Here is a 13,405-nt window from a genome sequence, read left to right as displayed (position 1 = left end):
CTTTCTGCTTATAAGTCGTCCTTCTCCTGCGCTTTCTTAAACCCGCTTCCGCTCATGCCTGTTGAATTCAAATTCACCTTTACTTTTAGCTTTAATTCGATGTTTGGAAATTCCTCTGACCAGCTAGCAGCCGTTTCTGCCCACTGCTTTGGATATTTATTGCGAATGGTACTTCCAAAACCGATTACATCAGTTTTGTACTTGCTAACAGCGCCCCACCCTTTTTGCATAATAGCAACGATCTCGTCCTCAACCCGTTTTTGTAGCTTCACTATTTGTTTGGGATTCGTGAGATCTCCCTCGCAATTGTACTCCATCAGCGTCCCAGTAGCAGTTACGTTCACATCCATCAGCCATTTGCCGTTTGAAGGTCTGGGAGTCAGATTGGTTCTCGCATGAGTAATGCGAATAGATGAACGTTTCTGCTCGTTCTTATCCGCTGAGCATGCAAATGGAATTGTCGTTTTTTTCACTTGATTTGCGAGCCACATCACGCCTTGGCTTTCTTCATTGTTGATCCAGCCTACCAGCTTGTCACCTGAAATGAGACCCAAATCAAATAATCTGACCTTGGAGGGTGTGTTAGTGTAAGCGAGTTGTCCAGCATTGTCCACACTCTCATTCGTACCAGACACAACTAAGCCTGGTATGCCAGTGGCCTGCGTCGTACCAAGCAAATCCAGCAGTATTTTATGAATGGTCATTTGATGAAAGGTAGAGCTGTTCATTTCTTCATTATTGATCATGCGTTGAATGGCTGCTCCTGGAATTTTCTCAAGCGGGATCAATTGCTCCAGCATTCGGCGCGCGCTCCCCTTCGACAAGAAAACATTCACCGTCTCGCGGGAATCATGATTGCGCAAATAGGTGTCAAGGAGCGGTCCAAGCCCTTTGCGAGCAGCATCCTGACCGATAATGACAATTTGAGTATGTGAGAAGTAGAGACGGCGCGACGTCTCTTGGCTCGCCTTGCTGACCGCGCTTCGAATGCTTTCACCTCTCGTTGAAAAAACGTGGACCGCTGCTGTGCTTGTGCTCGCGCTCTGAGTGGAAATGGCTTGCGGAAGGACGACTTGATAGGACAACACCCATTTCCCATCCTTCCAGTCAAGGCCGGTAGCAGTAATAATCGCAATATCGTTCAGCTCTACGCGGTTCCAACAGCCGGTTGCCAGTATACAAACGAGCATGGCCAGCAGCAGCCTCCATCTTTTCATGGCAGATCCCCCTTTTCGTTACGCCTTATCGGAATGACGCTGTGCCGGCGGTTTTTTTCCGTTCGGCCGCCGCTTTGGATTGCGCAGATTCAAATCTAGAGGCCGAAGCACAATCGCCCACCACGGCAGCCTTATAAACACATCTCGCCAAGGCCCTTGTTTTGTGGGACCTGGTGCCAGCGGAGACATATATGGCACTCCGAAGGAGCGCAGCGATACCAGATGGATCAGCATAAACATCACGGAAATAAAAATGCCGAAAAACCCAAAAATACCCGCCATAATCATAAAGAGAAACCGGATAATGCGAGAGGTAGCTGCCATATTGAATTCCGGCATAACAAAATTTGAAATAGCAGTGAAGGATACGATAATAACCATACCCGCCGATACGATGCCCGCCTGAACAGCCGACTGGCCGAGTACGAGAGCGCCGACGATGGATATGGCAGGTCCAATCGCCCGCGGCATTCGCAATCCTGCTTCTCGCAGCACCTCGAATGTAATCTCCATTAACAATGCTTCAACCAGACCTGGAAACGGAATGCCTTCTCGCTGCGCCGCTAGACTAATAAGCAGCATTGTCGGAAGCATCTCCTGGTGAAAGGTCGTAACTGCGATATACAAGGCAGGCAGAAGAATCGATACGACGTAGGCACCGTAACGAATCATACGCACAAATGATGCAATATCATATCGTTGATAATAATCTTCAGGCGATTGAAAAAATGTAAAAAAAGTAGTCGGAGCCATTAAAGCAATAGGTGAGCCGTCGACCATAACCGCTACTCTTCCCTCAAGCAGCGCTGCTGCAACCGCATCTGGCCTTTCTGTATTTGAAAGTGTTGGAAACAGTGTGAACGTCTCATCTTGAATAAATTCTTCCACGTATCCGCTCTCAAGCACACCATCTATTTCGATTTCCGCCAGTCTGCGGTAAACCTCCTTAATGATCCCTTCATCTGCTACTCCGTGCAAATACATGACAGCCACGTTAGTATGCGTTTGCTGACCAAGCTTGTGCACTTGCACATGAAGGTCAGAGGAACGGATAATGCGCCGGATCAAGCTGATGTTCGTTTGAACATTTTCCACAAAAGCATGCTGTGGACCCCGAATCACTGTCTGAGTCTGGGGAATCGTGACGCTGCGCTGCTCGCCGCCGTTCACATCCGCCGTCAATACCTCCTTGCTGCCGTCCACCATAATTATGCATAATCCATCTGTCATACATTGGAGCGCCTGCTCCAATGTGTTTACGCTCTCCACCGATCCGATTGAAACGACGCAGCTGCGAAGCGCCTCGAGCAGCTTGCCTCCCTTTACATACGTATGCTGCGGCAGCCTCATCGACATTAACGGCTCCATGACACTCTCGTTAATGATCTGCGAGTTCACGATCCCATCCACATAAATAATCGCAATCTCACGTTCTGGAGCCGCATCGCTGCGAAACATTCGGATTACGATATCCGTGCTGTTACCGAAGCAGTCGCGAATGGTTTTGACGTTCGCATGCAGCGACGGACTAAACGGTGTTAGCCTACCTGCGTTTTGTTTGTTCATAACGGCACCCTTCGTTTCCATGTTGCTTCTATTTTGGCGCATTATGGATGTAAATATGTACGGCCTTATTTTCGATTGGTTTTCATGCTGCCCCGGGTATAGGTATACGTTGGCCTGACAGGATCACAAATCAGTCTCAAACCAAACCTTGTCAATAATAACCACAAAAAACCTCTAGTATAAGAACGTGCGTTCTGTATATAATAAGAACAAACGTTCTTGTTATGGAGGAGATGCATCATGACATTGGAAAAATGGTTCAACGCAATCGGTTGTGTCGTTGATGTGATTTATATGAGTAAAAAGGGTAAGTTTACCAAGCGAAGAATTCGGGTCCTATCCGTGAGAGACGGTTACGTCAGAGCCTTTTGTATAGACTCCGGCGCACAACGCGTCTTTCTTGCGGCAAATGTATTAGCAGCAGAGCTGGTGAGCCGAAATGTCTCATAACAAAGTAATTATGCTTGCGGATTGCCAATCGTTTTATGCGTCAGTGGAGAAGGCAGAGCGTCCCGAATATCGCGATTTGCCGGTTGTTGTTGCTGGCGACCCCGAACGCAGGTCGGGTATTATTCTCGCCGCTTGCCCCATCGCCAAGTCATTCGGGGTAACGACTGCTGAACGGATTGGCGACTCGCTTGCAAAATGCCCGAATTTAATTATCATTAAACCGCGAATGCAGCTGTATATCGATACTTCTATGATGATTACGAACATTTATCAGTCTTATACGGACCTCGTCGAGCCTTATTCGATCGATGAGCAGTTTCTCGATGTGACAGGCTCGCTGCATCTGTACGGATCCCCGGATGAACTGGCTCATCATATCCAAACTCGCATTCAGGCAGAGCTTGGGGTGTACACCCGCTTCGGCATTGCGGAAAATAAAATTTTGGCGAAGACGGCCTGCGATAACTATGCAAAGAAAAACAATTCGGGCATTTATACCCTCTCTAAAGATAATCTTCAGGATACGCTTTGGACCTTGCCCGTCTCCAAGATGTTCATGGTTGGCAGTCGAATGACGAGACACTTCCAGTCGATGGGACTGGAGACCATCGGCCAACTAGCGGCAACGCCCCTTGATAAGCTGAAGCTGATGATGCGCCGTAAATTCGGCAAAAATTCCGATATTAACGCGGAGCTGTATTGGAACATTGCAAACGGAATTGACAAAAGTCCCGTTACGCCGGGCACGCATCAGGTTGCTCCTAAGGCCGTTGGGCATATGATGACACTGCCTCGTGACTATGGGAAGCTGGAGGAGATCAAAGTTGTACTGCTCGAGCTGACCGAACTCGTGTGCCAGCGCTGCCGAGGCAAAGGGTATATGGGGCATGTCGTTTCAGTCGGATTAATGGGCGCCGATTATGACCGGCCAACCGGCTTTAGCCGTCAGATGAAAATGGACGATCCGACGAACGTCACCAATCAGGTTTATCGCGCCGCGGTAGAGCTGATGCAGCGGCATTGGGACGGATATCCGGTGAGGAAGGTCGGCGTTAGCCTCTCGCAATTTTCACAGGATGACGAGTATCAGCTTTCACTGTTTGACCCGCATCGCGAGAAGACGATGGCGCTTGAACGGGCGACGGACGCCTTAAAGAGGAAATATGGGGATGCCACTATTTTGAGAGCGGTGTCCATTACGGATGCCGGGCAAGCGCAGCACCGCTCTGAGAAGATTGGAGGACATTACAAATGAGAAAGAAGCTTGAAGGCAACGGACTATGGGAGTCGAGCCGCATGATGCTGCCCGAGCACAAGGTCGCGATCAACGAGCATGAGAAGGCACTCCGGCAGCGAGAACGCGTGGAGCTTGATGAGCAGGAATGGGAACATGTAGCCCGCTCCGTCACGGACTCGCTGCAGCAGCGCCAGTCCATCACGCTCCGTCTGTTTCATCCCTATGAGGAACTGACCGTCATCGGGGTCGTCGACAGGGTCGATCAACTGAAAGGCCGCTTTATGGTGGACGGCGAGTGGTTCTCTATTCGTGATGTTGAGGGGGCTGCTACCTGGGAGTAAGGAGTGCTCCGTTCAAATTAGGCTAATTAAACTTAGCAATCGGCAGAGACTCAGCGAACTCAAGCCATTTAATATCCGCTTCCAGATGCAGAAGACTTCCCTCGCTTGCCACTGCTCAAAGTCAATTGGTTTCGCACAAAGCAGCTTAAAGTAGAACTCATCCTTGAACAGGGAACGCTCGACTGGCTGAAGCAGCCAATCGAGCAGTTCCTGTTTTCCTTTGAGCGTTATTTTGTTAGGCTTCCGGTCTTGCTCCTCGCCCTCAACCGGCTCCGCCAGCATGTCGTGAACCAGCCTGTCAATGGTTGTGTTCATAATGCAGCGCTTCATTTAATGGAATGCGAGAAGCAAGTACCGCAGGCAACCAGGCCGAAAGGAGCGAAACCGACTTCACTTATTACCACGCTGCACCGCAAGTACAGCCAGTTCAATCTTGTTAAGCATAAGCCCATACTCATTCGTAATTTCAAAAGAATGTGGCAATGGCAGCTTTTGAAAATAAGGCGCAATGTCGGAAATGGACTTAAACCAATCCCCAGACTCCGGCACTTCTATGGGCTGATCGTTCCATGCTGTACTAAGCTCTGGGCTGTACAGCAGTTCAGCACCAGGCTTAAGCCGCGCGCCGAGTAGACGCTCCTTATAAACGGGCTTTGGAGGCTGCTGACGTACGCGCGTGAACATATGCGGCGCATAGTCCGCACGCGAGCCTGTATGCTTGACCGCACCGGCGAAACATCTAGCTCCTTCGTAAACTCGCGGAACGCCGAACAACATCGCATATAGACGCTTACCAAATTCAATTCTCTCCTGTATATTTTCAAAACGCTCCAAAATAAGACCAGAGAGCCGCAGCGTAAATGCTCCTTCTCCTTTTCCCCGGCCATTCCCATATGGAAAAATAACACCGTTCAGCTGAAGCAACGATTGCAGTCCAAAAAATAACGTATGCAGTACCTTCTCGCGAAAAAAAGGATGCTGTACAACACGACGCTCGATATAATGCTGCTCGTTTACGATTAACGCTATCGTCAGCGGTACCGCATCGCGATCTCGCCAATACTGCTTCCAGACAGGCGTCATAAATGCCGACACGCCAAAAGCAGGAAGCAGATGGAACAAACTTCTCCCCTCACGCCTGCTCCGTTCATACAATAGCAGCTGTGGGTAAGCATCTTGAAAAATCAAGGCATTCGCCTGCTCCAAAAAACGAAATACCGCTAACCGCTGCTCCGAGTTCAGCAGCCAAGGAAGCCATTCGCCTTGCAAGTCAGTCATATTCCATCCGCCATTACGAGACACCATATGAGCAAGCAGCGCCCAATGAAGCTCTGGTGTACGAAAATACAGAATACGATAAGCTTCCGTTCGCGTCACATTATTGCGATTGGCAGCAGCGGTCTCTGCGCGAATTCGTTCGATAATCGCAAGCTCCTCTTCGTTCCAGCTTGCCAATGCCCCTGAATCCGAAGATTCGAAGTGTTTCGCCCATGCATACTTCAATCTCGCCACGGCAGAAGATGAGAGCTGCAGCGGTATCGCCTCCGAAATCATCGCATCCGAAGCGCTCATTGCCACCCACTTGCCTACCGCATAGTCAAACGCAGCGCTAGGAAGCGCGAGCAGCTGCCCCAGCCAGTAACCGAAAGAACGGCGGTATGTCCGTTCATCATTCTTTTTGTCCATTGTCAGTGCTCCTCATATCGCGTCGTTGACTATACAGAACTTGCCGCCTTCTTTACCCTCTATAGTATCCAGTATCATCCACTGAGCAGTTCGTCATACCGTGTATGCAACATATGCGATTCCGTTACACACGATGTATAATAAAAGCAATAGGAAAGGAGATGACAGCCATGTGCGGAAGGTATACGCTCACCGTTACATTGGAAGAGCTGATGGTTAGGTATATGATCGAAGAAACGATGGTACCGTTTCACCGTCCGAAATATAACATAGCTCCGAGCCAGCAGGTGCTGACGATCATAAATGATGGGCAAAACAATCGGCTAGGAGAGCTGAAATGGGGACTTGTGCCGCCTTGGGCAGACGATCCGAAGATCGGTTTCCAGATGCTGAATGCACGATCAGAGACGGCAGCGAGCAAACCTGCCTTCATGGCCCCGCTGCAGCGCAAGCGTTGTCTCATCCCCGCCGATGGTTTCTATGAATGGAAGAAGACGGGACAAAGCAAGCAGCCGATGCGATTCGTACTTAAGAGCCGCGGCTTATTCAGTATGGCCGGTCTGTACGAGACATGGATATCTCCTGAAGGAATCAAAATAAATAGCTGTACAATACTAACAACAACGCCAAATGAGCTCGTTGCTGAGGTTCATGATCGCATGCCAGTCATTTTGCGACCTGAGGCTGAGCAGCTGTGGCTGAACCGCGCGGTGACGGACGTTAAGTCGATCACTCCGCTCCTTAAGCCATACTCCTCACTTGAACTCGAAGCATATCCCGTCTCCCTTGCAGTCGGAAGTGTCCGCAACGACGAGCCCTTTTTAATCGAACCCATTAAAGTAGACGAGCAGCTGGAGCTGTGGTAACAAACATCCAAGCAGAACGATGCTCCAGCTGCTGCAAAAAAAAAAAAATCGCTGACCTAAGCGGTCAGCGAAACATTCCCCACAGTTTCAACAAATGAAACGTGTTGTTCGGGTCAATTTTTTGCCCCATAACGAAAGCAACAATCTGGTCTTCCTGTGTATCTGTAAGCTGCTCCTGCAATATAACAGCCGCTGCCTTCACAAGCCTTCTAACCTTTGGCCGATCCTGCAAATCGTATTTGGTCACATTTCCAAGCAGCTCTCTAATCCGTTCCTTCACAGCAGGGTTTTTCATTTTGTATTTAACACGCTCGACCAGCTGAGGCTTAATACCATAGTTTTGGTAACTCACTTCGTTGACACCTCCATCAGGCAATCCAGTCACATCGTTAAACTATATGCCGAAAGGAGGTGAATATTGCCTAGTCCAGCTGTTCCCCTTGAAAAAATTGATCCTGCTGCAGAAGACTGCGCAATCTAACAAACGACTCATTCGTCCAAAAATCATCTCGTCCCGTTAATTCCGCAGCATCGTCCCTTGCAAGCTCGAGCAGCTCATAATCAGCTACCATGTCAGCCAATCGAAACTCCGGCAAACCGCTTTGCTTCGTGCCAAAAAAATCGCCCGGTCCACGAATTTCAAGATCGCGCTTTGATACTTCGAATCCGTCATCTGTATCCGTCATTACCTTCATTCGCTCGCGTCCCGTTTCTGATTTCGGGTCGGCTACCAAGATACAATGCGATTGATGCTCTCCCCGCCCTACTCGACCTCGCAGCTGATGCAGCTGGGACAATCCGAATCGCTCCGAATCCATAATAATCATAAGTGTTGCATTGGGAACGTCGACGCCAACCTCAACGACCGTCGTCGCGACGAGCACTTGCGTTTCATTTGCGCCAAAAGCACCCATTACGCTTTCCTTCTCCGAAGCAGAAAGACGGCCGTGCAGCAAGCCTACCCGCAAATCAGGAAACGACTGCTGCGTTTGCACGTACAGATCAATTGCATTTTGCACATCGAGCTTCTCCGACTCCTCGATCAGTGGACAAATAATATAGGCTTGCCGCCCTTTGCTTACTTCTTTTCGAATAAAACCGAGCACACGCTCCATCATGCTGTGCTTAACCCAATAAGTCTTAATCGGCTTGCGCCCATGTGGACGCTCACGAATCGTCGACACATCCATATCCCCAAATGCCGTAATCGCCATCGTTCTTGGAATTGGAGTGGCTGTCATCGTGAGCACATCAGGGTTCATTCCTTTGCGACGTAGAACACTCCGCTGATTGACACCAAAACGATGCTGTTCATCAACAACAACGAGCCCAAGGCTTCGAAAAAAAACATCGTCCTGAATAAGCGCATGTGTTCCAACGACGACATCAATGATGCCCATTTGAAGTCCCGCGAGCACATCCCTGCGTTTACGCTCGGTAAGACTTCCTGTCAGAAGAGCTACCTCGATCCCGAGCTCTGAGAACATTTTTGTAAGCGAGCGCATGTGTTGATCAGCCAGTATTTCTGTCGGCACCATCAATGCCCCTTGATGACCTGATTTCACAGCAACATACAGCGCAATAGCCGCCACAACTGTTTTTCCAGAACCGACGTCACCTTGAAGCAACCGATTCATGCATGACGGTCTTCTCATATCGACACATATCTCATTGACGACTTTCTTTTGAGCATCGGTTAACTCAAATGGAAGTGTCGCAGCAAATTGGCGAATCGTCTCGCTCTCGATCCGATGTGCGATGCCATCATTACGCTTGCGATTAAGTGCTCGATACGCTTGAAGCTTTAACTGAAACAGAAACAGCTCCTCATACACCAGCCGTTTGCGAGCTAACAGTCCTTCCTTCGTATCATCCGGCAAATGGATACGCTGTACCGCGTCGCGTCTAGGCATCAAATGATGCTGCTCCACGAGCTCAAACGGCAATATTTCTTCAATCATCGTCCCATATTGCGTCAACGCTTGACGTACCGTCTTCCGCATCCAAGGCTGCGTGATGCTTCCACCTACTGAATAAACCGGCTGCAGCGTTCCCGATTTAGCCGGTCCGCCGCTGCCAGGAAATTCCGAGTCCGACACCGTCATTTGCAGGCGCTGCTGCTCCCATTTGCCCGTAAGCATAATCTCACGGCCAATGACAAGCTGATCCTGGAGAAAATGACGATTGAACCATACTGCCGTCACCAGCCACTGCCCAACCTCAACCTTACATGTCAATCTTGATTTGCTTTTACCGTAACGCTGCAGCATGGGGATGCCGCGAACATGCCCCAGCACCGTCACCTTCTCGCCTTCCTTCACATCGGTTAGCTCACGAATGCGATAATCTTCATAACGAAAGGGAAAATAATCAAGTATATCCGCAACTGTCCTCACGCCAAAGGCGTGAAGCTCCAATTCCTTGGGAGCACTCACGCCTTTGATTTGCCTGACAGAAATTTGATCAAGTGTCATTTTACGATCACATCCTGTACATAAACACGGCCGATGTGCCAGGTCCCGTATGCGTGCCGATAACAGCACCTACCGTCGTCCAGTTGGTTTCTTGTACATTGAACTGGGCTTTCAATAGCTCACACAAAGCCTCAGCTGTGTCTTTACTGAAAGAGTAGGCCATAGTCATACCGACCGGCTCATCGCCATAAGTTTGTTTCAATAGTTCAATGATTCGAGCCATCGCCTTCTTAGAGCCGCGCACTTTATCTACAGCTAGCACAACCCCATCCTTATCCAATGACAAGATAGGCTTTATATTAAGTATCGAGCCGATTAGCGCAGATGCTTTGCCAATTCGTCCGCCCTTCTGCAAATATTCCAACGTATCCACAAGAAAATATAAATTCGTACCGCGCTCAAGCCGCTCTATCTCTTCAATAATCCGTTCTTTCGATTCACCTGCTTGTGCCATTTCCGCAGCTCTTACGACACGCAGGCCAAACCCGTATGAAGCAGATTTAGAATCCATTATCGTAATATCCGCTTCTTGCTCAAGCATGGAATGAGCAATGACAGCCGATTGATACGTACCGCTGAGCGCCGCTGACAAATGAATAGAAATAATAGGCGAATCAGCGTCCTCCGAAATCAAACGCTCATATACATCAGAGAACTCATTCGGTGATGGCTGCGAAGTTGTGGGAAGAACAGAAGATTGCTCAAGCTTCTCATAGAATTGTTCGGACGTAATCGTCACGGCATCTAGAAACGTCTCCTCGCCAAACAGCACCTTAAGGGGAACTACCGATATTCCCAAACGCTCTTTGACTTCTTCCGGAATATCAGATGTGCTATCCGTTACTATTCGGACCTTTCCCATGGTCATTTCCTCCCAATGTTAGAACGATTACATTTACTCCAAAGCAAAAACATAAGGATAAAGCGGTTGTCCGCCTTTTTGCACTTCAAGCTCCAGATCAGGATACTGCTCCCCAATCCATTCGCATAACGACGCAGTCTCAGTCGCTTCCGCTTCCTCACCGGATAAAATCGTTAGCAAATCTCCGCCTGAGTCAAGCATGTTCGCAATGAGCGATTCGCAAGCTTCCAGCAAGTTTGCTTTGGATACTACAATCGTTTTTTCTTTAATGCCAATGTAATCACCCTCACGGATATCTACACCTTCAATCGTCGTATCACGCACAGCTTTCGTTACCTGTCCAGAGAGAACTTGTTCGGCAGCGTTTTTCATCCATGCGCTATTGCGCTCAGCCGTTTCGTCTTCTTTAAAAGCGAGTACCGCTGCTAATCCTTGTGGTACTGTGCGAGTTGGGATGATTGTAACGTTCCGCTCGCTAAGCTCAGCAGCTTGTTCAGCAGCCAAAATAATATTTCCGTTATTCGGTAAAATATATATATGCTCCGCAGACAAAGCCTCAATCGCCTTCACAAAATCCTCTGTGCTCGGATTCATCGTTTGGCCGCCAGACAACACCGTATCTACTTCATTTTCCAAGAAAATGTCTGTAATACCCTCGCCTAATGCAACTGCAATAATCCCAAACGGTGCCCATTCAAATACTTGTCCTGGCGGAACGCCTTGCACGGCCTGCCCTGCGAGCAGCTCTGCTGCGGAATAGTCAGCGAGGGCCGATTCTTCTTCCTCATGCGCAAGCAAATCACGATGCTGTTCTCGCATATTGAGAATATGGATATCGGTTAGTTCTCCGTAAGGAAGCGATAGGTTAAGCACGTCTCCCGGTTTGCGAGAGTGTACATGTACTTTAATAATATCGTCTTCAGTTATGACCAATATGGAGTCTCCATCTTTCCCAAGGGCACGTTTGTAAGCGGATTCATCGAAAAACGCTCCCGCTTGTCCGCGCAGCTTGCGATTGATAAAAAATTCCATATCGTATAAAAATTCTATTGCTTCCGTCGCTAAACGTGCTTGAGCTGAGATCGGCTCTTGCCTGCGAACAGGAGGCGCAAGGATAGGAACAGCCACTTCTTCGGGTGGAGCCGCCTCTGACGGCATCGAATAAGTGTCATGTTGGCCGTCAATTTCTGCTAGGCTGCGCACAAAACCCTCGTAAATAAACACGAGACCTTGTCCGCCAGAATCAACGACACCAACCTGCTTTAGTACAGGCAATAAATCAGGCGTACGCTGCAAAGCTTCATATGCCTTCTGATGCACCTCGTGCATCAACTCAGCCACGTCATTCGTTCTACGGGCAAATTGAACGGCATGCTTCGCAGCTTCCTTGGCAACGGTAAGAATCGTTCCTTCTACAGGTTTTACGACAGCTTTATAAGCGAGGTCAACACCGTATTGCAAAGCAGCGGCTATTTGCACCGTTCCCGCTTCTTCAAGACCGGCAAGCGACCTGGAGAAACCTCTGAACAGCTGTGACAAAATAACGCCGGAGTTACCCCGCGCTCCCATCAGCAGCCCCTTCGATAAGGCTTCTGTCGTTTTCCCAATGCTGCTTGACGGCTTGCTGCGCAGCTCGCGAACACCAGAGGACATCGTTAAGTTCATGTTTGTTCCCGTGTCGCCATCCGGCACTGGAAATACATTTAAAGCATTAACGTGCTCTGCGTTTCGCTGTAAATAATCCGCGCCGAGCAGTGCCATTGCGGTAAAATCAGATCCGTTTATAAAGCGCTTACTCAACGAAATTTCCCTCCCTGTTACTTAAGTACCCTGACATCCTGCACAATTATATGGACTTCTTCCACTTGTAGACCGATTACGTCGTTCAGCACATATTTTACCTTAGACTGGATATTATGCGCTACCTCGGAAATTTTTGTTCCATAGCTTACGATGATGTAGAGATCAATATGCAATTCTTCATTTACTCGTCTAACTTCAACGCCACGAGTCAAATTATCTCGCCCGAGCAACTCGGCAATTCCGTCCTTCAGCTGTTTGCGTGAAGCCATTCCGACAAGTCCATAACAATCCATGGCCGCAGAGCCCGCAATAATGGCTATGCAATGGTCTGAGACATGTATGGAACCTAATTCTGTGCTTAGCTGCAGTGACATGGAAATACACTCCCTTACTGTATGTATTATGGACTAAGTATTATTGTACTATAAACAGCTCCTTTATAGAAGTCCGTTCAATAAATCCAGTTATTCTGCATGGTTGCTAGCTTTAAAAGCGATAAAGAACATCCTTGTCCGTATATTTAGGTTGAACAGAACCAATGTTTGTGATACGATATTCAAGTGTGTTTAAATGTTATTTCGCTTACGAATGAAATTTTCCTCACGCATAACGAAGCCATAGTTAATGGAATCCGTTTTGTTCAAGCAAGATTTAAAGGAGGTGTAGTCATGTCCCGCAAATGTTTTCTTACAGGTAAAGCACCTGGTAAAGGTAACAACGTTTCCCACGCAAACAACAAAACTCGTCGTTCTTGGGGCGTAAACGTGCAAAAGGTTCGCATTTTGGTTGATGGTAAACCGAAACGTGTTTATGTTAGCACACGCGCACTGAAAGCTGGTAAAGTTACACGCGTATAATGATGGCCTTGGCCATAGACAAAAGCACCTGAGCGCTCAGGTGCTT

14 protein-coding genes are annotated in these 13,405 nt (G+C 48.5%); 5 read left to right on the top strand and 9 right to left on the bottom strand.

Annotated features, from left to right (window positions below; translation table 11 throughout):
- Positions 1-8: 8 nt before the first annotated feature.
- Positions 9-1,217: a Ger(x)C family spore germination protein gene (locus AC787_RS27370; protein WP_054028088.1), complete on the bottom strand. Its 1,209-nt coding sequence runs from the start codon at positions 1,215-1,217 to the stop codon at positions 9-11.
- An 18-nt stretch (positions 1,218-1,235) separates the two neighbouring features.
- The gene (locus AC787_RS27365) at positions 1,236-2,783 is read right to left on the bottom strand and encodes a spore germination protein (RefSeq protein ID WP_235561134.1); all 1,548 of its coding nucleotides are present in this window, start codon (positions 2,781-2,783) and stop codon (positions 1,236-1,238) included.
- A 240-nt stretch (positions 2,784-3,023) separates the two neighbouring features.
- Here AC787_RS27365 and AC787_RS27360 point away from each other — a divergent pair, with 240 nt between their 5' ends.
- The 3 genes from AC787_RS27360 to AC787_RS27350 are packed head-to-tail and all read left to right on the top strand — an operon-like array spanning position 3,024 to position 4,811.
- On the top strand, positions 3,024-3,233 hold the full coding sequence (locus AC787_RS27360) for a hypothetical protein (RefSeq protein WP_054028086.1): 210 nt from the start codon (positions 3,024-3,026) through the stop codon (positions 3,231-3,233).
- Positions 3,223-4,488 carry a DNA polymerase IV gene (locus AC787_RS27355; RefSeq protein WP_054028085.1) on the top strand — a complete coding sequence of 422 codons (1,266 nt, stop codon included), beginning with the start codon at positions 3,223-3,225 and terminating at the stop codon, positions 4,486-4,488. The genes AC787_RS27360 and AC787_RS27355 overlap by 11 nt, the downstream gene beginning before the upstream one ends.
- Positions 4,485-4,811 (top strand): YolD-like family protein, encoded by a 327-nt coding sequence (locus AC787_RS27350; RefSeq protein ID WP_054028084.1) that lies wholly within the window; start codon positions 4,485-4,487, stop codon positions 4,809-4,811. The genes AC787_RS27355 and AC787_RS27350 overlap by 4 nt, the downstream gene beginning before the upstream one ends.
- A 12-nt stretch (positions 4,812-4,823) precedes the next feature.
- On the opposite strand, the gene AC787_RS27345 is transcribed toward AC787_RS27350, so the two are convergent.
- Together AC787_RS27345 and AC787_RS27340 are read right to left on the bottom strand one after the other, a co-directional pair.
- Positions 4,824-5,126, bottom strand: a complete 303-nt coding sequence (locus AC787_RS27345; protein WP_054028083.1) for a hypothetical protein — start codon at positions 5,124-5,126, stop codon at positions 4,824-4,826.
- A gap of 75 nt (positions 5,127-5,201) precedes the next feature.
- Positions 5,202-6,497: a DUF2515 domain-containing protein gene (locus AC787_RS27340; RefSeq protein ID WP_054028082.1), complete on the bottom strand. Its 1,296-nt coding sequence runs from the start codon at positions 6,495-6,497 to the stop codon at positions 5,202-5,204.
- Between the two features lie 170 nt (positions 6,498-6,667).
- On the opposite strand from AC787_RS27340, the gene AC787_RS27335 reads away from it, so the two are divergent.
- Positions 6,668-7,363: an SOS response-associated peptidase gene (locus AC787_RS27335; protein ID WP_054028081.1), complete on the top strand. Its 696-nt coding sequence runs from the start codon at positions 6,668-6,670 to the stop codon at positions 7,361-7,363.
- Positions 7,364-7,427: 64 nt separating this feature from the next.
- Here the strand turns inward: AC787_RS27335 and AC787_RS27330 are convergent, their stop codons facing one another.
- The 5 genes from AC787_RS27330 to AC787_RS27310 all read right to left on the bottom strand — a co-directional run bounded on the left by AC787_RS27330 (position 7,428) and on the right by AC787_RS27310 (position 12,876).
- Complete coding sequence (locus AC787_RS27330) at positions 7,428-7,715, bottom strand: stage VI sporulation protein F (RefSeq protein WP_054028080.1); 288 nt, start codon at positions 7,713-7,715, stop codon at positions 7,428-7,430.
- Positions 7,716-7,785: 70 nt separating this feature from the next.
- A complete protein-coding gene (gene recG, locus AC787_RS27325) occupies positions 7,786-9,837 on the bottom strand; it encodes an ATP-dependent DNA helicase RecG (protein ID WP_054028079.1) in 2,052 nt (683 codons plus the stop codon).
- A 7-nt stretch (positions 9,838-9,844) separates the two neighbouring features.
- On the bottom strand, positions 9,845-10,699 hold the full coding sequence (locus AC787_RS27320; RefSeq protein ID WP_054028078.1) for a DegV family protein: 855 nt from the start codon (positions 10,697-10,699) through the stop codon (positions 9,845-9,847).
- 33 nt (positions 10,700-10,732) lie between these two features.
- Entirely contained in the window at positions 10,733-12,460 is a 1,728-nt protein-coding gene (locus tag AC787_RS27315; protein WP_063847712.1) for a DAK2 domain-containing protein, read from the bottom strand.
- Between the two features lie 56 nt (positions 12,461-12,516).
- A complete protein-coding gene (locus AC787_RS27310; protein ID WP_054028076.1) occupies positions 12,517-12,876 on the bottom strand; it encodes an Asp23/Gls24 family envelope stress response protein in 360 nt (119 codons plus the stop codon).
- Positions 12,877-13,170: 294 nt separating this feature from the next.
- Between AC787_RS27310 and rpmB the strand changes: the two genes are divergently transcribed.
- Positions 13,171-13,359 (top strand): 50S ribosomal protein L28, encoded by a 189-nt coding sequence (gene rpmB / locus AC787_RS27305; RefSeq protein ID WP_053375639.1) that lies wholly within the window; start codon positions 13,171-13,173, stop codon positions 13,357-13,359.
- Positions 13,360-13,405: the final 46 nt, after the last annotated feature.

This window comes from Bacillus sp. FJAT-28004, assembly GCF_001280845.1.
Lineage (GTDB): Bacteria > Bacillota > Bacilli > Paenibacillales > Paenibacillaceae > Pristimantibacillus.
The sequence above is the reverse complement of the archived record's forward strand: the minus strand, read 5'-3'. Positions and strand labels throughout refer to the sequence as shown.